The sequence below is a fragment of the Shewanella litoralis genome (assembly GCF_009828585.1).
Classification (GTDB): domain Bacteria; phylum Pseudomonadota; class Gammaproteobacteria; order Enterobacterales; family Shewanellaceae; genus Shewanella; species Shewanella litoralis.
The window spans coordinates 41,482-63,175 of sequence record NZ_WSRZ01000009.1; the positions used below are offsets into that span (position 1 = coordinate 41,482).

Annotated in this window: 19 protein-coding genes; all 19 read left to right on the forward strand. The window is 42.8% G+C overall.

What is annotated here, in order from left to right; translation table 11 throughout:
* Positions 1 to 234: 234 nt before the first annotated feature.
* Positions 235 to 1,482 (forward strand): malic enzyme-like NAD(P)-binding protein, encoded by a 1,248-nt coding sequence (locus GQA99_RS09100; RefSeq protein WP_160053580.1) that lies wholly within the window; start codon positions 235 to 237, stop codon positions 1,480 to 1,482.
* A gap of 149 nt (positions 1,483 to 1,631) precedes the next feature.
* Entirely contained in the window at positions 1,632 to 3,539 is a 1,908-nt protein-coding gene (csrD, locus tag GQA99_RS09105) for an RNase E specificity factor CsrD (RefSeq protein ID WP_160053581.1), read from the forward strand.
* 313 nt (positions 3,540 to 3,852) lie between these two features.
* On the forward strand, positions 3,853 to 4,734 hold the full coding sequence (locus GQA99_RS09110; RefSeq protein ID WP_229785862.1) for a biogenesis protein MshI: 882 nt from the start codon (positions 3,853 to 3,855) through the stop codon (positions 4,732 to 4,734).
* On the forward strand, positions 4,731 to 5,351 hold the full coding sequence (locus GQA99_RS09115) for a PilN family protein (RefSeq protein WP_160053583.1): 621 nt from the start codon (positions 4,731 to 4,733) through the stop codon (positions 5,349 to 5,351). The genes GQA99_RS09110 and GQA99_RS09115 overlap by 4 nt, the downstream gene beginning before the upstream one ends.
* Positions 5,348 to 6,004, forward strand: coding sequence for a type II secretion system protein M (locus GQA99_RS09120; protein ID WP_160053584.1), 657 nt, complete (start codon positions 5,348 to 5,350; stop codon positions 6,002 to 6,004). Before GQA99_RS09115 ends, GQA99_RS09120 begins: the two co-directional genes overlap by 4 nt.
* A gap of 34 nt (positions 6,005 to 6,038) precedes the next feature.
* Positions 6,039 to 6,320, forward strand: coding sequence for an MSHA biogenesis protein MshK (locus tag GQA99_RS09125; RefSeq protein WP_160053585.1), 282 nt, complete (start codon positions 6,039 to 6,041; stop codon positions 6,318 to 6,320).
* Between the two features lie 13 nt (positions 6,321 to 6,333).
* Positions 6,334 to 7,989 (forward strand): pilus (MSHA type) biogenesis protein MshL, encoded by a 1,656-nt coding sequence (gene mshL, locus GQA99_RS09130; RefSeq protein WP_160053586.1) that lies wholly within the window; start codon positions 6,334 to 6,336, stop codon positions 7,987 to 7,989.
* A 19-nt stretch (positions 7,990 to 8,008) separates the two neighbouring features.
* Positions 8,009 to 8,944 carry an ExeA family protein gene (locus GQA99_RS09135; RefSeq protein WP_160053587.1) on the forward strand — a complete coding sequence of 312 codons (936 nt, stop codon included), beginning with the start codon at positions 8,009 to 8,011 and terminating at the stop codon, positions 8,942 to 8,944.
* Positions 8,944 to 10,275, forward strand: a complete 1,332-nt coding sequence (locus tag GQA99_RS09140) for a tetratricopeptide repeat protein (RefSeq protein ID WP_160053588.1) — start codon at positions 8,944 to 8,946, stop codon at positions 10,273 to 10,275. Before GQA99_RS09135 ends, GQA99_RS09140 begins: the two co-directional genes overlap by 1 nt.
* Positions 10,272 to 12,032, forward strand: coding sequence for a GspE/PulE family protein (locus tag GQA99_RS09145; RefSeq protein ID WP_160053589.1), 1,761 nt, complete (start codon positions 10,272 to 10,274; stop codon positions 12,030 to 12,032). The genes GQA99_RS09140 and GQA99_RS09145 overlap by 4 nt, the downstream gene beginning before the upstream one ends.
* 2 nt (positions 12,033 to 12,034) lie before the next feature.
* Positions 12,035 to 13,249 carry a type II secretion system F family protein gene (locus GQA99_RS09150; RefSeq protein ID WP_160053590.1) on the forward strand — a complete coding sequence of 405 codons (1,215 nt, stop codon included), beginning with the start codon at positions 12,035 to 12,037 and terminating at the stop codon, positions 13,247 to 13,249.
* 33 nt (positions 13,250 to 13,282) lie between these two features.
* Complete coding sequence (locus GQA99_RS09155; RefSeq protein ID WP_160053591.1) at positions 13,283 to 13,870, forward strand: hypothetical protein; 588 nt, start codon at positions 13,283 to 13,285, stop codon at positions 13,868 to 13,870.
* Between the two features lie 107 nt (positions 13,871 to 13,977).
* The gene (locus tag GQA99_RS09160; protein ID WP_160053592.1) at positions 13,978 to 14,583 is read left to right on the forward strand and encodes a pilin; all 606 of its coding nucleotides are present in this window, start codon (positions 13,978 to 13,980) and stop codon (positions 14,581 to 14,583) included.
* A gap of 68 nt (positions 14,584 to 14,651) precedes the next feature.
* Positions 14,652 to 15,164, forward strand: coding sequence for a type II secretion system protein (locus GQA99_RS09165; protein ID WP_160053593.1), 513 nt, complete (start codon positions 14,652 to 14,654; stop codon positions 15,162 to 15,164).
* 227 nt (positions 15,165 to 15,391) lie between these two features.
* Positions 15,392 to 15,910, forward strand: a complete 519-nt coding sequence (locus GQA99_RS09170) for a type II secretion system protein (RefSeq protein WP_160053659.1) — start codon at positions 15,392 to 15,394, stop codon at positions 15,908 to 15,910.
* Complete coding sequence (locus GQA99_RS09175) at positions 15,900 to 16,484, forward strand: prepilin-type N-terminal cleavage/methylation domain-containing protein (protein ID WP_160053594.1); 585 nt, start codon at positions 15,900 to 15,902, stop codon at positions 16,482 to 16,484. Before GQA99_RS09170 ends, GQA99_RS09175 begins: the two co-directional genes overlap by 11 nt.
* On the forward strand, positions 16,484 to 17,311 hold the full coding sequence (locus GQA99_RS09180) for a PilW family protein (protein ID WP_160053595.1): 828 nt from the start codon (positions 16,484 to 16,486) through the stop codon (positions 17,309 to 17,311). Before GQA99_RS09175 ends, GQA99_RS09180 begins: the two co-directional genes overlap by 1 nt.
* The gene (locus GQA99_RS09185) at positions 17,301 to 17,756 is read left to right on the forward strand and encodes an MSHA biogenesis protein MshP (protein ID WP_160053596.1); all 456 of its coding nucleotides are present in this window, start codon (positions 17,301 to 17,303) and stop codon (positions 17,754 to 17,756) included. The genes GQA99_RS09180 and GQA99_RS09185 overlap by 11 nt, the downstream gene beginning before the upstream one ends.
* The gene (locus GQA99_RS09190; RefSeq protein WP_229785861.1) at positions 17,746 to 21,564 is read left to right on the forward strand and encodes a DUF6701 domain-containing protein; all 3,819 of its coding nucleotides are present in this window, start codon (positions 17,746 to 17,748) and stop codon (positions 21,562 to 21,564) included. Before GQA99_RS09185 ends, GQA99_RS09190 begins: the two co-directional genes overlap by 11 nt.
* Positions 21,565 to 21,694: the final 130 nt, after the last annotated feature.

Sequence of the window (21,694 nt, forward strand, 5' to 3'; positions counted from 1 at the left end):
ATTTTCCTACATTTTTAACTCTTTGATTTATATATATTCATGTTAGTTTAGTTTGATTAACAAAACCTAAGGCTGTTTGAGCCATCCAACACATCCTATCACTGAGTTTTTGATTTCTATCACTACTGTTATAGCGTATCGTTGAAACACTTTCGATGAATAGCATCAACCATGTTTCTCGCGTGCTAATCACCACTTTAATGTTACTCAATAGCGCATTTCAGGATGTATATAATGTCAGATATTCGTCAACAAGCTCTCGACTATCATGAATTCCCCGTTCCAGGTAAAACGGCTGTGTGTCTTACCAAACCAGCCCAATCCAGTCACGACCTTGCACTGGCGTACAGCCCTGGTGTTGCAGAGCCCGTTCGTGAGATTGCCTCTGACCCTGAAAATGCATATCGCTATACCAACAAAGGTAACACTGTTGCGGTCATTACTAACGGCACCGCGATTTTAGGCCTTGGTAATTTAGGCCCATTAGCCTCAAAGCCAGTAATGGAAGGCAAATCGCTTTTATTTAAGCGTTTTGCCAATATTGATTCTATTGATATTGAAGTTAAGCACCGCACTACCGAAGACTTTATCAATACAGTTGAGTCGATAGCGGACACATTTGGTGGTATCAACTTAGAAGATATCAAAGCACCTGAGTGTTTTGAAATTGAACGTGAACTCATTAAGCGCTGTAGTATTCCTGTGTTTCATGATGATCAGCATGGCACGGCTATTGTTACTGCAGCTGGGATGTTGAATGCCTTAGAAATCCAGGGTAAAAAAATTGATGATGCGATATTTGTTTGTTTAGGTGCTGGGGCTGCCGCCATTGCTTGTATGAGCATGATTGTGAAGTGTGGTGCGCTTCGTGAAAACGTGTACATGCTAGACAGACAAGGCGTTATCCATACTCGCCGTGAAGATTTAAATGAGTATAAAGCGTTGTTTGCTAACAATACTGATAAGCGCACTTTGCAAGATGTGATTAAAGATGCTGACGTGTTTTTAGGCTTATCAGGTGCCAACCTATTAACGGCTGAAGACATTGCCTTAATGGCACCCAATCCAGTGATTTTTGCCTGTTCAAATCCCGATCCTGAAATTAAGCCAGAGTTAGCGCACGCTATTCGCCACGATCTGATTATGGGTACAGGGCGCAGCGATTACCCTAATCAGGTTAACAATGTATTGTGTTTCCCGTTTATTTTTAGAGGCGCATTAGATGTGCGCGCTGCTGTCATTAACGATGAAATGAAATTAGCAGCAGTGCATGCTATTGCTAATTTAGCTAAAGAGCCTGTGCCTGCAGAAGTGTTAGCGGCTTATCCTAAAGTGACGTCTTTAAGTTTTGGTGCAGAATATGTACTGCCAAAACCGATGGATCCTAGATTGCTGCCTATTGTTGCTCGCGCAGTGTCGCAAGCGGCCATCGATTCTGGTGTAGCTAAAATCACGACTTTGCCGAGTGAATATAAGGTATAAAGTGTTAAGTGTCAGCGATAAACTAAGGGGCGAAAGCCCCTTTTTTATGCAGACTTAAACACTAGTGAACTTATAGAGCATAATCGTTATACTGATGAAGATTTAATTGAGCTAGACCATAAAAATAAATCCAGCAGGATAGCGGATAAATGAAACTCACCAAGATCCTTACAAAAAAATTAACCAGCTTTTGGTTACTTTCATTAGCGGCTGTTGCCTTTGTATTTTTGCTGGGCGCCATCATGAGTTTTATACAACTCACCTATACTTTTCAGCAACAAAAAGTCACTGAACTTGAAATTATGCTGGTTGAGCACAGTAAACAGCTAGAGCAAAACCAGTTTTCCACTTGGCTGCCCCCATTATTGTCTGCTTATAATGCCGTAGATTTCAGCTTAAGCCAGGGTGATAAAATAGTGTATGAATATCACCACGATAATCTAAACATTGCTAAAAACAGCCTAACCCTGTACCAAAACCAGCTGGATAATGGCTTACAATTATCGCTTACCATGCCGCCGCCGTTTGCTTTACACCATCTTGGTTGGCCGGAGCTGGTTATTGTTATTATCGGTTTTATCGCAATCGGTATTTTTGTACGTTTTGGTCATGGTTGGTACTCCCGTGAGCTTGACGGTATTGAACAACTTGCTTTGCGCAGTAAGTTAATTTTAGAAGGGGATTTAGTTCAGGCTGCTCAAGTGCCCACAAACGGTAAGCCGCGAATGATTAATCGGGCGATCAGTAAATTATTGAGTGATTTAGATGATGCTCATAAAGAGCGTGGACGTTTAGATCAGTTTATTCGTAAAGACACCTTTTTAGACAAACAAACTCAAATCGGTAACGGCATCTTTTTTCAAAATCGCCTAGATGCATTAAGCCATAATCAAAAAATGATTGCCCATGGGGTATTGATGTTGATTGAGTTTGACGACATGGATTTAGTTGAAGAGGAATTAGGCGAAAGTGGCCTTAAAGCCATGTTTACCTTAACCACAGAAGCCATAACTGCGGTACTTGCGCAATACGAAGACAGTATTTTCGCCCGCAGAAGCTATCAGCAATTGGTGATTGTTGTTCCGCAATTGTCGCTTGCCGAAGCCGATCAATTGGCTCAACGAGTATTGAAAACGTGTTTAGCATTACCCTTTTATGGGTTAGGCAATCCTGATAACTTTTTACATTTAGGCAGTGCATTTTTTAAAGCTGGCGACTTACAAGTTCAACTTATTGAAGAGGCCGAAATGGCACTGCGCGCCGCGCAGTTACAACGAGTTAATAACTGGTTTATGTATGACAAAGGCGCTGTCGATGAAGAGATTGCTAAAGGATCTGTGCGGTGGCGCAGCTTTCTTGAAAATGCACTGGTAGCAAAGCGTTTCTTTACATTGCAACAGGCTATCGTAGACAGTGATAACCGTATTTTACATTACGAAATATTTAGCCGAGCCCGTGATCATCAAGGCAACGATGTACGTGCCACCTTGTTTATTCCCATGGCCAATAAATGTGGCTTAATGCCGCAAATTGAACGGCAAATATTAGAGCAAGTCTTGTTTGGCTTAATGCCTAAAAACACGGCGACTTACTGTATTAATTTAAGTTTGGATACGTTAGTGAGCCGTGCATTTGTCCGTTGGATACAGTCAACCTTACTCGAGCATCGACCTTTAGCCTCAAGACTCATTTTTGAAGTGTCAGAAGACATCATTGTTAAACATCAAAATAACCCTGCGCTGGTTAAATCATTGGATATGTTGAGAAAGATGGGCGCGAAATTAGCGGTTGATCATGTTGGTCAGCATGTTGTTGGGACGCACTATATCCAAGAACACCATTTTGATTTAGTCAAATTACACCGCTCGATTGTCAGGCAAGTGCATCAACGTTCTGAAAATCAACTGTTTATCCGAAGCTTAATTGGTGGGCTATATCGTGCAGAGGTGAAGGTTATCGCTGAAGGAGTTGAATGTTTTGAAGAGTGGCAGACCCTGAAGATTTTAGGGGTGAGTGCGGCGCAGGGTGAGTATTTAGATCAAATAGTTGAGAGCTAACGTCAAAAAGGCTAATACTTCAATATTAAAGTATAAGTGCTTAGTTTCTTCGCTTTTGCATTGGTCTTTGATTAGGTATGCTATATTGTTATTAATGTAACAAAATTAAAACATTAACAATGTATTTTCGATGATTTATTCATCATTTTGGGATGAACTATTACGCGATAACGCTAACCAGCAAGCGAGATATTGTTTTTGTCATCGTTATGTTCAGGATTTTTGGGGTAGAATGGGTTTTATTGAGTTTTTTCATCGTATAGTAAACCAATAATCTAGAATAATTATCACGTTAGTGAGTATGGGACGCGTAATGAAAAGTGGTTTTTTGAGTAAATTAACCTTTTGGAAGCCATCCAAAATAACTGGAGACGTCGGTGTTTTTATCACTGATAGTTCGTTATGGGTGTGTAAAGCTCAAAAAGGCACGTCTGCTAATACCATTTCTTCAATCCCGGTACTGAAACACAACTGGCACCAGGCATTTGAACAACTAAAAGCGCAATTTGGCCCTGTTCGAATGCAACTTGTTCTGTCCTATGCTCATTATCAACTGCTACAAGCTGATAAACCCAATGTTGAACCCACTGAGATTGCCCAGGCATTGATTTGGGCTGTCAAAGACATGGTGTCAGAACCGGTAGGCAATATTCATTTAGATTATTTTGAGTCCAGTATTATTCCCAGTGCCAAACTCAGTGTCGTAGTGACGAGCCGTGAGTTACTGATGCAACTCGTGTCGGCATGTGAAACAAATAACTTAACCTTAGTGGGCATTAGCATTGAGGAGTTAGCGCTAAGGCACATGCTACCCAATGATAGTATGGCGCATATGTTGGTTGCACATATACCGCAACAAGAGTTATTACTCATGGTCGTGAAAGCCGGTGAAGTGTTAATGCAGCGTCGAGTGCGCGGATTTAATCAACTTAATAAGTCCACTTACGAAGAGTTACAGCAAGGCATTGCCGATAATTTAAGCCTAGAAATCCAGCGTTCGATGGATTATTTCGAAAGCCAACTTCGCCAGGCGCCAGTGACGTCTATTACTATTGCCGCAGAGGGTGACAGTAATGCATTAGCCAATTTAGTTGGGCAAAATTTCAATCAAAAAGTGCATGCGCAAACCCACGATGGTATTAGCGGCTTACTGGCTCAATTAGCATTACAAGAATTAACACGAGGTGATGCGTGATAAAAACCAGCGTTAATTTATATACTGCCGATTTAATACCGCCACAGCAGCGATTAACCTTTATGCGTCTTGCAATGACATTATTGCTGTTATTGGGGTTAAGTGTTGCCTTTTATGGCATAGGCTCGTGGCAGCAAAATCAGTTACACATTGTTCATCAACAGGCTAGTGCGGATAAAGATCAGTTAACGGCACAAAAAACACAGTTAGAAGCGCAAATTGCCGCGAGAAAACCTGATTCAGCCTTGGTGGCGCAAGTTGAGTTGGAAGAGCAACGTCTAGATTTAAAAACTCGCTTAAAAGATGAGTTAAGCCAACGAAAAAACCTAATAAGCCAAGGCTATTCGCCTATGTTGACTGATTTAGCCGCTGTTGCAGATGCCAATGTTTGGCTCAGTCACATCAGCATAATTCAGCAAGATAATGCCCCGCAGAAGATAGAATTTGAAGGCTTTGGCCGTCATCCGCAAAGTATTCCATTGTGGATTGATAGATTAAAAAATACCTCGACATTAAAGGGTTATGCTTTTTCGGCGATGACGATGGACCGGGGTGATGATCAACCGTTAATGTTCAAATTAACCAGCCAAACTGCTGATAAGGAGCCCGTACAATGAAGCAACAATGGGCACACTGGTCAGAAAAATTTAATCAACTCAGCCAGCGGGAGCGCATATTAATTGCGCTTGCGAGTGTGGTTGTGATTGGTATGTTGTTGTATTTGCCTTTGGAATCACTGTGGAAACAACAGCAATTAATGCAAAGACAATTGACTACCTTAAACCAAGAAAACGATATATCACGTCAGCAAATTGCCTTATATGAAGAACGTTTGCAATTAGACCCTAATAAAGATTATCAGCAGCGTTTATTGTTAGTGAATGAGCGGATGTTAGCCATTGATGCCGAGTTAGATGCACAAATGGTTGATATGGTACCAGCAGATTATATGCCAACGGTATTAGCTAATTTACTCGGCAATGTGAAAGGCGTGACCCTTAAATCGTTTGCTTCTATCGCGCCAACCCCGCTATTGAATATGGGCGATAACAGTAACGTTAATTTGTATAGTCATGGCATTAAGTTGAGTCTACAAGGCGATTACTTTGCCATTTTAGCGTTTGTTTCTGCGGTAGAGAATATGCCAGACAAACTGTATTGGAAGCGCTTGGATTATCGTGTAGAGACGCACCCTAATGCGCTGGTTCAATTAGAACTTTACACACTGAGTGTGAATAAGGATTTTATCAGTGTTGCTAAACAGAATTAGTGTAAGTGCTTTGGTCTTGGTCGTAGGCAGCTTAATGCTGCTGACTACTCATGCCAAAGCGCAATCGTTACGAGACCCAACATTGCCAGGCCAAGGCTATGTTGCTGTAAGCTCGAGTATCGCTCCCAAGCAAGCTATGGTTCTTAACAGTATCGTCAATGGGCAGCGTGCTTATGCTGTGATCAATAATAATATTCTCTCAGTAGGTGACACAGTGAGCGGTATTGGGCTACGTGTCACTGCGATAGGCCAGGACAGCGTTACCTTGTCAGATGGCAGAAAACTTCAGCTGTTTCAGTCGATAACAGAGCGATAGGATAAGAATAAAAATGAAAGTAATTAATTATGTTACCCCTCTGATGTCGCTGTGTTTGGTTGCTTGTCAAACAACCGATAGGCCTGAACCTGAAACGGTTAAGTCAGCGTTATCTGAGTCAAGACAGCAAGCGCAAGCGAATGCCACTGTTACCCCGCCGCCAGCAACCATGCCTGCTGAAGTTCAGCGTGAATTAAATGGCAGTAATGCGCTGGCTTCAGCAAGAGCGCTTCCTGCTGAGCGTCGCTTTGATGTGTCGGCAAATAATGTTGATGCTCGAGTGTTTTTTCCAAGTCTTGTGAAAGACACGCCATTAAGTGTGGCAGTGCATCCCGATGTGCAAGGTACCATTTCGTTATCACTTAAAGCGGTCACCTTGTCTGAGGCGCTGCAAGTTGTAGAAGATATTTACGGTTATGAAGTGAGTCGACAAGGGCGTATTTTACGGGTTTTCCCGTCAGGCATGCGCACCGAAACGTATCCATTAAATTACCTGTATATGCAACGTGAAGGCTTATCGTTAACCTCGGTGAGTTCAGGACGCATATCTGATGATAATGACAACTCAAATAGCAGCAGTAATAACAATAGCAGCTCAAGTAGCTCAAACAGTAATAGTAGTAGCAACTCGGGCAGTAACGAACAAAGCAATGGCACGTTTATTCGCTCTACCACTAAAACGGATTTTTGGGGCGAGTTACAAGCCACGTTAGTGTCGATTATTGGCGAAACCGGTGGCGGTCGCCAGGTGGTTGTTACCCCACAAGCGGGTTTAGTGACCATTCGTGCTTACCCTAACGAATTAAGACAAGTGCGTACCTTTTTAAGCACTGCAGAAAGTCATTTGCAGCGTCAGGTTATACTCGAAGCTAAAATTTTAGAAGTGACTTTATCTGATGGTTACCAGCAGGGTATTCAGTGGGAAAATGTATTAGGTCATGTGGATAACACCAATATTGATTTTAGTACTTCTGCCGGTCAGGGATTGGGTAATACCATCTCTTCAGTGATTGGGGGCGTGACCTCAATTAATGTTAAAGGCACGGATTTTAGTACCATGATTAGCTTGCTCGACACTCAGGGCGATGTTGATGTGTTATCAAGTCCACGAGTGACGGCGTCAAATAACCAAAAAGCGGTGATTAAAGTCGGTAACGACGAATACTTTGTGACCGATGTGTCGACCACAACAGTGTCATCGACCACGACCGTGACCACGCCAGAAGTTGAATTAACGCCATTTTTCTCTGGTATTGCGTTAGATGTAACGCCGCAAATTGATGAAAATGGCAATGTCCTATTGCATGTCCATCCGTCGGTGATTGATGTGCAAGAGCAAACCAAAACCATTCAAATCAGCGATTCAACCCTAGAGCTGCCGTTGGCGCAAAGTGAAATTCGTGAGTCTGATACTGTCATTAGAGCGGCGTCGGGAGATGTGGTTGTGATTGGTGGTTTAATGAAGAGTGAAAACATCGAAACCGTGTCTAAGGTACCGTTATTAGGTGATATTCCATTTTTAGGTGAGGCGTTTACTAGCCGTAGTAAATCAAAGCAGAAAACCGAATTAATTATCTTACTTAAGCCAACAGTGGTGGGGTTAGACACCTGGAAAGATGAGCTCAAGCGTTCGCAAGATTTGATTGAGCGTTGGTATCCTTCTAAGTAATGATGGAACGTAAATAGTTATGTATTTGCAACACTTTGGCATGGCGCAGCTGCCTTTTACGCTGACGCCCAATACGGGATTCTTTTTTGGTTTAGCTCCCCATGTCGAAGCCTTGCAAGTGCTGCAAACAGCGTTAGAAACCGGTGAAGGATTTATCAAAGTCACTGGTGAGGTAGGTACCGGAAAAACATTAGTTTGCCGTAAGCTATTGAATGATTTACCGACTCAATACCACTGCGCTTATTTACCTAATCCTTATTTAACGCCAAAAGAATTACGTTTTGCGGTGGCTGCTGAGCTCGGGTTGTCTCTGCCAAATAAGCTTGATCAACAGCAATTAACTCGTTTGATCCATGAGCGATTACTCGAATTAAATCACCAGGGTTTTCATGTCGTACTCGTGCTAGATGAAGCGCAAGCATTGCCTGATGACAGTATTGAAGCATTACGGTTATTTACTAATTTAGAAACCGAAAGCCGTAAGTTGTTACAGGTGGTGTTATTTGGTCAGCCCGAATTAGATGAGCGACTCGCGCAGGCTAAGTTTAGACAATTACGCCAACGAATAACCTTTAGTTACCATTTGCGTCCATTAAGCTGGGATGAAATACGCGCCTATATACAATATCGATTGCATATAGCGGGTTATCAAGGGGGCGATTTATTCAGTGCGAGCGACATTAAACTATTAGCAAAAGCCGCTCGCGGCATCCCACGTTTAGTAAACATATTAGCCCATAAAAGTTTATTGCTTTGCTATGGCGAGGGGCGTCAGCAGGTGTCGACAAAGCATTGCCGCGCAGCAATACGCGACACTGAAGATATTAATTTAACCGAACGCTCAGGTTTTTCACGCACTAGCATGCTATTGATTATTTTATTACTAGCATTGATGCTAATGCTGGGATTCATGGATGTTAGCGGTGAGTGGTTGACACGGATAAGTGAGCATTAATGAGTGTGATAATAAAAATGCTGCGAGATTTAGAGCAGCGTGAGAAACCCGACCCAACTCAGTCAGCCCCGACACCCTCCCAGGCGAAGGGTGAGTTTGTTCGTCCGCAAGTTCAATACTATCCAGCTGAAAAGTCACGCTCGCCATTAATCGCCGCTGGTGTGTGTTTGCTGCTGTTAATCCCTGCCGTATGGTTTGGTATGTCAATGTACCAGCAAGCTGACTCGTCGGTTGCACAACAATTGGCTGAGGTGAGCCCAACAAGGCTTAACAATGCAGATGATAAGGCTGCAGACGCGTCTGTTAAACCAACAAATGAACCGCAACCAGACGTTGCTGGTTTAGCTCAAACCAACAGTGGCGCTGCAGCATCGGCTTCGGTGGTTAATCATCTTGATAATGCAGGCAAAATAGTCAGTGACACCGCGTTAACAGAGAGTGAAAGCGAGGCGGTTGAGCTAGTGTCTAAATCAGTGGCGACTATACCCGATACATCAGTGACGTTAGTCTCAACTGAACCAGCGCGCTTAACGCAAGCCGATGAGCCTGTTATCAGTACCTCTGATTTAACCTCAACAAATAAACAAAAAGAGGTTAAAGAGGCACAAGCTGTTGTAGTAAAAAATAGCCCCTCAGAAGTTACATCTAGCGATAAGCCTGTCGTTGCAAAAGCCAATATAAGTGCTAACAAAGCTACAGTAGATTCAAATGCGGCCTTAAATGACATGACGGTTAAAGAGGTCGTGTTAACCAAAACTCAAATGGCGCAATTACAATATCGCAAAGCGGTTGATGCTGAAAAAGCGCAAAATGTAGATGATGCAGCCAGCTTTTACTTAGAAGCCATTATTTTACAGCCAAATTTGCATAAAGCCCGCAAACAGCTGGTGGCCATTTATTACGCTCAAAACAATACCACTACGGCGATGCGCTTATTAGAAAGTGGTCTGAGTATGTTCCCGCAAGAGTGGGAGTTTTATGTGATATTGGCGCGAATTCAAGCTGAAGTAAAAGCCTTTGATAGTGCCAATAGCACTTTAGCGGCAATCCCAGATAATTCAAGCTGGGCCCGCGACAAGTGGGTTGCGCAAACTGAGTTAGCGCAAAATACACAAAATTTTGTGTTAGCAGAACAAGCGTATCGTCAATTATTACAAGCCGAATCGACGCAGGCCCGCTGGTGGATGGGCCTGGGTTATGCATTAGATTCCCAACAAAAATACGTTCCTGCTGCTCAAGCTTATCGCTCAGCATTAAGCTATGAAGGATTATCGACGTCAGCCATGAATTTTATTGAAACCCGTTTAGCTCAGCTAGGAGAAAACCGATGAAACCAAAGTTAAAGATGCGCTTAGGTGATCTTCTGGTGCAAGAGCTAATTATTACCGAAGCACAATTACAACAAGCACTGACAGAGCAGCGTAATAGCGGTAAAAAACTCGGCCGTACCTTGATTGATCTTAACAGTATTACTGAAGATCAATTATTGCAGTTTTTGTCGCAGCAGCTGAATTTACCTTACTTAGACATCAGCCGTAGGCCTATCGCCGCTGAAGTGGTTAATATTCTGCCTGAGGTACAAGCACGTCGTTATCGTGCCTTGGTAGTTGAAAGCGGCGCTGATCATGTATTGATTGCAATGAGCGATCCTGCCGACTTACAAGCTATCGATAACTTAGAATTATTGGTTGCCCCTAAGCAATTAATGCTCGCGGTAGCCCCAGAGCAACAACTGTTAGATGCATTTGATAACTTATATCGCCGCACGGGGCAAATTGCTGAAATTGCCGGCAAGTTAGAAGAAGAATATGCCGCAGACGACATGTTCGACCTTAGCAGCCTAACGGAAGGTGATGCCGATAACGAAACCACAGTAGTTAAGTTACTACAGTCGATTTTTGAAGATGCAGTGCAAATGCGGGCGTCTGATATCCATATTGAGCCAGGCGAAAAAGTGTTGCGCATTCGTCAGCGTATTGATGGTCAATTACATGAAAATACATTAAGTGAAGTCAACATTTCCTCGGCATTGGTGCTGCGCCTTAAATTAATGGCTGGCCTGGATATTTCAGAAAAACGTATGCCACAAGATGGTCGTTTTCATATTGAAATTAAAGGTCATAAAATCGATGTGCGTATGTCGACCATGCCCATTTATCATGGCGAATCGGTGGTAATGCGTTTGTTAGATCAAACCTCGGGATTACGCACTCTAGACGAAACTGGCATGCCGCCACACATTGTGGCGCGCATTCGTAAACAAATTAAACGTCCTCACGGCATGTTATTGGTCACCGGGCCAACCGGTAGCGGTAAAACCACAACCTTGTACGGTATTTTAAGTGAGTTAAACACGCCAGACAGAAAAATCATTACCGTAGAAGACCCGGTAGAGTATCAGTTACCGCGCATTAACCAGGTGCAAGTTAACCATAAAATTGGCTTAAACTTTTCTAATGTACTGCGTACCACCTTGCGCCAAGATCCCGATATTATCATGGTGGGCGAAATGCGTGACCAAGAAACCGTTGAAATTGGCTTGCGAGGCGCATTAACCGGTCACTTTGTATTATCCACCTTGCACACCAATGATGCGGTAACCAGTGCCTTGCGACTACTCGATATGGGCGCGGCAAGTTACTTAGTTGCGAGCGCCTTGCGAGTTATTATTGCCCAGCGATTAGTGCGTAGAGTATGCCATAACTGCGCTGTAGATTATCAGCCTACAGCAGCAGAGCGCAGCTGGTTGTCGAGTGTGACTAAGCAAGATATTAATAATGCGACCTTTAAAGTGGGCAGTGGTTGTCAAACGTGTAATGGCTCAGGCTATCGTGGTCGAATTGGTATTTTTGAAATATTAGAACTCGATGAAAATATGATTGATGCCATGCGCACCGGTAATCCACAAGATTTTGCGCGCGCGGCCATCCGTAGCCCTAACTTTATTCCATTAGCCCATTCGGCAATGGAATATTTATTCCAGGGAACGACAACATTAGAAGAGGTCGCCAAGTTAGTCGAAGATGTCACTGAATCAAACATGGCATTATCAACAGACTTAGTTAATCAGCCTGGCACTGGGGCGTAATTATGCCTACTTATCAATATCGTGGTCGTAATGCGCAAGGTAAAGCGGTAACAGCGCAGCTTGAATCAGCGACTGAAAGTGCGGCGGCAGATATCTTGCTGTCTCGCGGCATTATTCCCTTAGAGCTCACCGAGGTTAAGCCTAAGCAATCGTTTTCAATGGCGTTGTTTCAGAGCAAGGTCTCATTAGAAGAGTTACAAATTTTTACGCGACAAATTTACTCGTTGACGCGTTCAGGCATTCCTATTTTGCGGGCGATTGCCGGGTTGTCTGAAACCACTCATTCGCAACGAATGAAGCATGCTTTAGATGATATCTCTGAGCAGTTAACCTCTGGTCGGCCTTTATCTTCATCGATGAACCAGCACCCAGATGTGTTTGATTCTTTATTTGTGTCTATGATCCACGTGGGCGAAAATACCGGTAAATTAGAAGATGCTTTTATTCAATTGTCGCATTACATTGAGCGCGAACAAGAAACTCGTCGACGTATTAAAGCGGCGATGCGTTATCCTATTTTTGTACTGATAGCGATTACACTTGCGATGATTATCCTCAATATTATGGTCATCCCTAAATTTGCCGATATGTTTTCGCGTTTTGGCGCAGATTTACCCTGGGCCACTAAAATACTCATCGCCACCTCAAACCTGTTTGTGAATTATTGGCCATTGATGTTGGTGGTCTTAATCGGTACGTTTATTGGTATACGTTATTGGCATCATACCGAAAAGGGCGAGAAACAGTGGGATTTGTGGAAGTTACACATTCCAATAGTGGGTTCAATTATTGAGCGCTCAACTTTGTCACGCTATTGCCGGAGTTTTTCTATGATGCTCAGTGCGGGCGTGCCAATGACACAAGCGCTAAGTTTAGTTGCCGATGCAGTTGATAACGCCTACATGCATGACAAAATTGTCGGGATGCGCCGTGGCATTGAGTCGGGCGAGTCGATGCTAAGAGTGTCAAATGCCAGCCATTTGTTTACCCCTTTAGTATTGCAAATGGTTGCGGTGGGTGAAGAAACCGGCCAAATCGATCAGCTGCTCAATGATGCGGCAGACTTTTATGAAGGTGAAGTTGATTACGATTTAAAAAACCTAACCGCAAAATTAGAACCTATTTTAATTGGTTTTGTTGCCGGTATTGTGTTGATCCTTGCGCTAGGTATCTATTTACCAATGTGGGATATGCTAAAAGTAGTGAAAGGTGGGTAAACTCAACATGTTCACACTTCATTGGATAACACTATGTTAAGTCAACAAAAGGCCGATGATGATTTGCTTAGCGTGTATGGTAAAATAGTCGCTATCGTCGTGTTGCTTGTTGTATTGGCGATATTGGGCGCGCGTTATATTAATACTGCGCCAAATTTAACCAGCCAAGGTTTAGCTTTTGAACATAATCGGCTTTTGAATGTCTTAGCCATGGTACGAAGTCAGTGGTTAACTTCGGGTCGGCCTAAAAAAATGTTATTATCCTGGTACGATGTGGCACCAAATGTGCTTAATGATACAAAGGGCAATGCAGGCGTTGAATCGTCAAAAACTGGACAGCCTAGCGCTTTTGGGCAATTAGATTCTACAGAAGCGGATTTAATCGGCACAAACAATTGGATTCAAATATCACCTAAGGGTTGGCCTATTGTTGACACCTATGATGAAAAAGGATGTAACCAGCTTTGGCAGCAATTGCTGGCGACGAGCACCACTGAATTAGCGTTAACTGTTGTTTATCAAAAAAATGAGCAGGTGTGTCGCTATGTTTCACCCAATCAATCGAGTTTAAGCTACCAGTTACAAACCGGACGGGTGATATTTTTATCAGCGCAAAAGTAAAAAAACTATCGCTAGCGTTAAAAGTTTAATAAGCTGCTAATATTATGTAAGTTATAGGCGTATTAGTATTTTTGTCTATTATAAGAACATTTAAAAAGTGAGGTAATATGAAATTAAGACAACAAGGTTTTTCATTAATCGAGTTAGTTATTGTGATTGTCATTTTAGGCTTATTAGCGGCAACAGCAATTCCACGCTTTTTAAATGTTACCGATGATGCCGAAGATGCCAGTGTTGATGGTGTTGCAGGTGGTTTAGCCACCGCAGTAAGCTTTGTGCGTGCACAGTGGGAAGTCGATGGTCGTCGTAATACCAGTGTGGTATTAGATGGGACGACTGTGTCATTAGATACTCGTTTTGGTTTCCCTACCGGCACTACAAATACTAGTGCAACCGCAATGACTAATGCGTCATGCCAGGAAGTGTTTGATTCTGTATTGCAAAATGCACCACGTAACGTGTTGTTCAATCAAGATGCGAGTGATCAGCGTTACACAGTGCGCGTGATTAATGCGACGGGTGGATCATCAACTAGTATTGATGGCGCTACTGTGAACAACCTTGATTTATGTGTATATCATCAGGTGGCTTCATTAGTGCTGAATCAGGCCAACGGTGTCGCAACACCAACACCTGATTTATCTACTGCAGGGGCTAAAGGCGTGACATATAACCCAGGTACTGGACAAGTCGTTTCTTTTACCAATAATTAATTTTAACCACCAAGTCGATTGATCCATTAATGTATGGATAAAGAGTCATTTGAATAGAGGTGTTTTATATGCAAAAGCAACAAGGTTTTACATTAATCGAATTAGTGGTTGTGATCATTATTCTCGGTATTTTAGCGGTCACTGCAGCGCCTAAGTTTATTAACTTACAAAGTGATGCACGTGTGTCGGCGTTAAGCGGAATGAAAGCCGCTATTCAAGGTGCTAATAGTTTAGTTTATTCAAAATCGATTATTGCCGGTAGTAATACCTTAGCGAGTTCTAGTGTTACTGTCCCAGCAACAGTCAATGTGGCTTATGGTTACATTGCGTCATCAACGTCGGTAGAGGCAATTGAAACAAATTTAGAGGCCGCTTTAGAGTCAGATTTTGAAGCTCTAGCTGACGATACTACCGTAGTTACTAGTGATTGGGGCGTACGTCGTGTGAGTAACGCAGTTTTCAGAATTATCCCTAAAGGTAAAATCGCTTCTACATCAGCGGTCAATGCTTGTTATTTGCAGTATACAAATGCAACAGCGACGGTAACGCCAGTTTATGTCTTAAATACAACTGGTTGTTAAATAAATGGCAATAAAAAAACCTGCTTTGCAGGTTTTTTTTTGGCAAAAATAAATAATAAAATCACCATGTTTGAGTGATCGCGAACATTAAATTTGCCATACTGCTAAAGTTGTAACAAACTAAAATATCGCCGCTTAAGTTGTTAGAGCTGGTGAGCAATTCATATTTTAGTAATCGTTCTTATTGATATTGATGCAACATTTAAATATAGGACAGAATGAACGCGATGAATTACAGCAGAATACGAAGCCGCTTATTCAGAAAACCTATATCTCCAAGTGTAACCTCCAGAGGGTTTAGTTTGGTCGAGTTAGTTACAGTGATTATTTTGGTCGGCATTCTTGCTGTGTCTATTTTACCTCGTTTAATCGGATCAAGTTCCTACAGTGCCTTCACCTTACGTAATGAGTTTATCAGTGAGCTCAGATACGTACAGCTAAAAGCCATTCAAAATACCGATCAATGTTACCAAGTCGACGTGAACGCAAGCGGTTATACCTTGCGTTACTTTAATAATAGAGTCGGTAATAGTTGTAGTAACCCATTTCGCACTGAGCAGCCGCAAACTTTTAGTGGTGGTGCTCACATCGCACTTGCCAGTACTGCGAACCAGGTGTTTTCGATTACATTTGACAGCCTGGGACGTATGATTTCACCAGCGTGTTCTGGTCATTGCTTTAATGCAGTGGCAGATGAAACACTCGCTATTGCCGTTGAATCTGAGGGCTATATTTATGCCCAATAAATTTGATTTGAACATCGTCAACTTCTGTAAGCAACGTAACATCACCGCTCGTCGCATTAATGCCGGTTTTACGTTAATCGAATTAGTGATCGGCATGATGGTCATTGGCATCGGTATTGTTATGTTAACCAGCATGTTATTCCCTCAAGCCGACAGGGCAGCCGCTACGCTGCAACGTGTGAAATCTGCTGAGCTCGCTCATTCGGTCATGAATGAGATCTGGGGTAAGCGTTATGATCAAAATACCAATGCCAATGGTGGTATTCCTGCGTGTAATGCTTCTGCCGGTTTAGATTGTTCTTATGCTTTAGCTACTGACGGAACTCCTTTTCTTGGGCCTGACGGTGAAAGCCGTGATGCTTTTAATGATGTTGATGATTACCATGGCTTAGATCAAGATGACATGATGCTCGACTCAAGCCAAACTTATGCCCAGGCCTATCCTAATTATGAAATACAAGTGTCGGTGACTTATCTCGACTCAGTAACGAAGGCGCAAAAATTAATTAGCGTAGATGTCACTACACCTAGCAATGAAGTGATTACTTACCAAGCGGTAAGGAGTAATTACTGATGCTGTTGAATTCACGTGCTAAAGCCGTTGGTTTTACCTTAATCGAAATGGTCACGGTTATTTTGATTTTAGGTGTTGTGATTATTGGCGTCAGTGGCTTTGTGATATTTGGCACCCGTATTTTTGTTGAGTCGAGCGCGGTCGATCAAGTACTGAGTCAAAGTCGTTTTGGCATTGAAAGAATGACCCGAGACATTCGCCGTGCAGTGCCCAATAGTATTCGGGTGTTAACCGCAACCGATGGCAGTTATCAATGTATTGAATTGCTACCCATTTTAGCAAGTACCTCATACCTTGACGCGCCGTTTGTACCTGAGACTGCGCGCAATAGCCTTACCGCAATCAAAAGCATTAGACCAATTAGCGCAGGGCAGTCAGTATTGATTTACCCGCTAACCGATCCTGAAGTTTACAACCCTCAAGGGACAACAGCGAAACGCTTTATTGTGCAAAGTGTGTCTGAGACGGGCGATCAATTAACCATCACCTTGACTCAATCAGTGCGATTTACTGAAGCTTCACCATTAATGCGTTTATATGTTGCCGATAGCCCGTTAAGCTATTGCTTTGTTACCTCTGCGAGTTCGGTTGAATTGCGGCTTTATCAAAATTACGGTTATCAGGCCACTCAACCCACGCCCACAACAATGGGCGTAGGGGTGCTAATGGCGCAAAATGTCACTAATAGCTTAACGATTAATCCGGCCATTATTTTAACTCCTGCAACATTAGTGACTAATGCGATTGTGCATTTAAAACCACTGTTTACAGTTAATGGTGAGACGTTTCAATATCAACATCAAGTGCAGGTGATGAATGTTCCCTAAGCATAAGTTATCTCATCATGCTCAACGTGGTAGCGCATTAATCATTGGTATTTTTGTGTTAACCGTGATGTTTCTAGTAGCGGCGAGTTTAATCCGTATTGTTGGCGATGCTGATGAGTCTGTGAATATGGAAGTATTTGGCACGCGAGCATTGTTTAGTGCTAATAGTGGTGCTGATGCGGCATTAGCGCAGTTGTTCCCGCTCAGTGGCAGTGCTGCAACCTGCAGCAATGTGTCTTCATCTTGGACGCCTCCGAGCAACGCGGTTGGATTTCATAATTGTAGCGTGAGCATTAGCTGTAATACCGCCAGTGTTGGCAGTGTTGTTCAATATCGAATTAATAGCTTAGCGGTATGCGAAACCGGTGATTGTGCGGGTAACTCAAGTAGCTCAACATGTTTACGAGTGAGTCGCCAAGTGGAGGTAGAAGCGCGTGGGAATTAAACGACTACAAAAAGTGTGGCTGGGATTAAGCGCGATTATTGTTGCTTTTTGGATACATAGCGCCAACGCAAATGACAGTGATTTTCATATTCAATATGGTAAAGCAGATGCCAATAATATTACATTTGACACGTCATTTCCTTCAGGTGTAACTCCTTTGGTTTTTTTAATGCCAACCACCGAAGACGCGACTAACGATGGTCCAGCATCGGTATTTATTGATAGTGTATCGGCACAAGGTTTCACATGGTCACAAAAAAAACCAGTATCACCTGATAACCGTTACGTAGCACCAATTGAAATGTCTGAAGTACATTGGATAGCCGTCACACCAGGGACCTATGAACTGCCTAATGACATCAAGCTCATTGCAGGTTCAGTTAATTATAATCAGGCATTATTTGGTTCTAACTCACCCTATATCTCTGTTGATTTACCTGCAAGCCAAAATGTGTTGTTGAATCAGATTCAAACTCAGAATAATGACTGTTGGTTAACGAGTACCTCTGAGTTTACGAGTTCGGGGATCAAGCTTGCGTTAGATACTTCTGAGGTGAAAAGTAATAATCGATGTCAGCCTGGAGATTTAAATAATAGCCAAATTCAAAATGAAACCATTGGTTATTTATCGTTGAGCACCCCTAACGGTACAATGACTGCCAACGGTCGCATGACGTTAAATGGTGTCGACACCAATTATCACTTTGGTACTTCCAATACGCTTGATGGTTCTTCAGTGGGAAATATCACTGAACAATGTAAAAAAACAACTGAGTTAGTCGGTTTTACTGATGCTCCAATCTTTGTGGCGGGTAAAAATAGTCGCTTAGGTGGTAATGGGGGATGGCTGCGACGTTGTCATCTAACTAACGATACAGTGAGTATGTTTGTTGATGAAGACACCTATAGTGACAGTGAACGTAATCATCTCAATGAAAACTATAGCTTTGTTGCGTTGGAACCTAGCGAATGTTTTACAGATAATTTTGATCGTACTGACGTTGGTGATGATTGGGCGCTTAAGGTATTAGGGTCTTCATTGCCGCCCTCAATCGTGAGCAATAGACTGCGTTTTACCTCCGCTAGAGGCAATCAAGCGACATCGAGTACTTACCAACGTATATTTCCTGCAGCGAATAATTTAGTTGAAATTGAGTTTGATTATTTTGCTTGGTCGAGCCAGTCGGGCACAGGAGCCGATGGTATCGCAATTATTTTGTCTGATGCCAGTATTACCCCACAACCTGGGAGTTTTGGTGGTGCTTTAGGCTATGCCCCGCGTAATAACGGTACCCCTGGATTTGCTGGTGGCTGGTTAGGCATAGCTTTAGATGAATACGGTAATTTTTCTAGTCCCAACGAAGGTAAAAACGGAGGTCCCGGGTTTAGGCGGCAAGCAGTGGCAATTCGTGGTTCTGCAAACACAAGTTATCGGTATTTAACCGGTACGGAAGCCAATATTAGCCCCCAAATTGATGTGCGGAGTACATCCAGTGCTCAACCAAATCATAAATATAAAATCATTATTGACTCAAGAGTGTCAGGAACAGCAATAGTTTCAGTGCTGCGCGATGCCACGAATAATGGTATTACGGATAATTATGAAACGTTAATCGAGCCTTTTGATGCATTAAGTTTTTCAGGGCAAGCTCCTGTCCCTGAAGACTTTTATTTGTCTATAACAGGTTCAACTGGTGGCTCAAACAATAATCATGAGATGGATAATTTTAAGGTTTGCGCTCTTAAATCCAGAGAGGTTGGCCAGCAAATTCATCATTTTGAGTTTGATTACACTAGCTCTCCACTGACTTGTAAGGCCGAGACGATGACCGTTAAAGCCTGTAAAAATGCTGCATGTGATTTGTTTACCGACCCCGTACAAGCTGAGTTATCTCTTGATCCAAGCACGAATGGATCGTGGTACGTCAATGCGGCTAAAACTAATTTAGTTCAGTTTAACAGTGGCATTGCTACAGTTGCATTGCGTAATAATGTTATTACACCTATCACGATAGGAGTAAAATCTTCTGTTCCTTCTACTATCGCAGGCAGTAATACCTTGTGCCGCAGTGGTTCAGGTGCGTTAAATACTGCAAGCTGTAAATTTAGTTTTGCCGACAGTGGCTTTATTTTTGATGTGCCAGATAAGTTAGCCAATAAACCTACGGGTAATATTGCCATTAGTGCAGTGAAAAAATCCGATGAAACTTTGCAATGTATTCCGACCTTTGCCAACACCACAAAAAATGTCAGCTTTTGGAGTACTTACATTGAACCGGTTACGCCAATCATTGGGTCGTCGGTTACAGTGAATAATACCACTGTCGGCAAGCAAAGCTCGGCCGCGACCTCGATTGCGTTGGCTTTTGATGCAACGGGTAAAGCCAATATTGATGTTAACTACCCCGATGCGGGCAAAATGCAGCTTGATGCAAAATACACTGGCAGTGGCGATGAAGCAGGATTGGTGATGCTGGGCTCTGATCAATTTGTGAATTTCCCTGTGGGATTGTGTGTAGCACCCAAAGACAGTACCGCGGAGTGCTCGGCAGGAAACAGCAGTTGTAATCGCTATAAAAAAGCCGGTGAATCGTTTGATTTAGTCATTCAAGGTAAAGCATGGCAAGTCGATGGCGATGCTAATTATTGCGACAACGTTAATACGCCCAATTATGCTCATAATAATATCGTGCTAGGTCAGCAGCTTGTTGCGCCTAGTGGTGGTGTATTAGGTGCTGTAGGTTCTAATGAATACAATCATGTTGCGCAAACCACTAACAGTAATACGGTGGCTCAATCCGTAACCGAGGTCGGCGTATTTAAATTTACTGCTAACCCACCAAGCACGTATTTAGGTTCGAGTTTTTACGATATTCCGCTGGCAGCATCAGCTAATATTGGTCGATTTGTACCAGACCGGTTTGCCGTTACCGGCTCAAGTGTGTTACCAAGTTGTGGCAGCTTTACCTATATGGACCAGCCTTTTGGCTTAACCCTTACCTTAAGTGCATACAATACTGGCTCTTATATCACCCAGAATTATCAGGGGGCTTTTGCCAAAGCCAGTGCCAGTTTAGTTGGAGAGAACCTTAATGATGGCGTTGATTTAAGCAGCCGCTTAAGTACTTTACCAATCGATGCCAGTTCGTGGAGTTTTGGTGAGGCGAGTGTTGGTATTACGTATCAAGCAAATCTTAGCCGTATCATTGCGCCAGGTGTCGACGGACCCTTTAGCCAATTAGATATAGGTGTTCAGGTTGCTGATAATGATGGCAGTGTGTCATTTGTCGCATCACCTGATATGCGTGCAGATAGCAGTGATATTTGCACAAACAGTAATGATTGCAATGCAAAACAGATATCAACCCAAGATTTTCGTCACGGGCGAGTGGTGATGGACAATACCTTTGGCCCAGAAACCGAAATATTGCGCATGTCAACGTATGCACAATATTGGAATGGAGCAGGATGGATAACCAATACCAGCGACAGTTGTAGCCAGGTCATCGATCCACTTGATGGTTCTGAAATTTATGCACCTTTATTAACAGCTGGGCAAGCAGTAACACGCAGTGATGCGGGCAGTTTTGTGAATAATGGCCAACTCACTTTATTATGGCAAAACACAGGTTCTGATGCATATCGGGGTCAAGTGACAGCACCACTACAAGTCAACAATTGGCTCAAATGGTATTGGAATTGGGACGAAGCCAGTCCGACAGTACTTGATGACCCAAGAGCAAGTGCTTTCTTTGGTCGCTACCGAGGCCATGATCGGATCATTTATTGGCGCGAGGTCGGGCAATAATCGGCATAAAAAAGCATCGCTTTTACGCTTTTTAGGATTAAATTTGCTCGATTGACGTTTTTTTACAAGCTTTTGTAAAAAAAAACGCCAGATTAGCAATTGTTAACCTGTTCGGTCTTGTAGAATAGGG

Excerpts from the sequence above, each read along its gene's own strand:
- GQA99_RS09160 (WP_160053592.1), top strand. The coding sequence starts at position 13,978 with ATGAAATTAAGACAACAAGGTTTTTCATTAATCGAGTTAGTTATTGTG.
- GQA99_RS09100 (WP_160053580.1), top strand. The coding sequence starts at position 235 with ATGTCAGATATTCGTCAACAAGCTCTCGACTATCATGAATTCCCCGTT.
- GQA99_RS09175 (WP_160053594.1), top strand. The coding sequence starts at position 15,900 with ATGCCCAATAAATTTGATTTGAACATCGTCAACTTCTGTAAGCAACGT.
- GQA99_RS09140 (WP_160053588.1), top strand. The coding sequence starts at position 8,944 with ATGAGTGTGATAATAAAAATGCTGCGAGATTTAGAGCAGCGTGAGAAA.
- GQA99_RS09135 (WP_160053587.1), top strand. The coding sequence starts at position 8,009 with ATGTATTTGCAACACTTTGGCATGGCGCAGCTGCCTTTTACGCTGACG.
- csrD (WP_160053581.1), top strand. The coding sequence starts at position 1,632 with ATGAAACTCACCAAGATCCTTACAAAAAAATTAACCAGCTTTTGGTTA.
- GQA99_RS09180 (WP_160053595.1), top strand. The coding sequence starts at position 16,484 with ATGCTGTTGAATTCACGTGCTAAAGCCGTTGGTTTTACCTTAATCGAA.
- GQA99_RS09145 (WP_160053589.1), top strand. The coding sequence starts at position 10,272 with ATGAAACCAAAGTTAAAGATGCGCTTAGGTGATCTTCTGGTGCAAGAG.
- GQA99_RS09165 (WP_160053593.1), top strand. The coding sequence starts at position 14,652 with ATGCAAAAGCAACAAGGTTTTACATTAATCGAATTAGTGGTTGTGATC.
- GQA99_RS09185 (WP_160053596.1), top strand. The coding sequence starts at position 17,301 with ATGTTCCCTAAGCATAAGTTATCTCATCATGCTCAACGTGGTAGCGCA.
- GQA99_RS09150 (WP_160053590.1), top strand. The coding sequence starts at position 12,035 with ATGCCTACTTATCAATATCGTGGTCGTAATGCGCAAGGTAAAGCGGTA.
- GQA99_RS09120 (WP_160053584.1), top strand. The coding sequence starts at position 5,348 with ATGAAGCAACAATGGGCACACTGGTCAGAAAAATTTAATCAACTCAGC.
- GQA99_RS09155 (WP_160053591.1), top strand. The coding sequence starts at position 13,283 with ATGTTAAGTCAACAAAAGGCCGATGATGATTTGCTTAGCGTGTATGGT.
- GQA99_RS09125 (WP_160053585.1), top strand. The coding sequence starts at position 6,039 with ATGCTGCTGACTACTCATGCCAAAGCGCAATCGTTACGAGACCCAACA.
- mshL (WP_160053586.1), top strand. The coding sequence starts at position 6,334 with ATGAAAGTAATTAATTATGTTACCCCTCTGATGTCGCTGTGTTTGGTT.
- GQA99_RS09170 (WP_160053659.1), top strand. The coding sequence starts at position 15,392 with ATGAATTACAGCAGAATACGAAGCCGCTTATTCAGAAAACCTATATCT.
- GQA99_RS09110 (WP_229785862.1), top strand. The coding sequence starts at position 3,853 with ATGAAAAGTGGTTTTTTGAGTAAATTAACCTTTTGGAAGCCATCCAAA.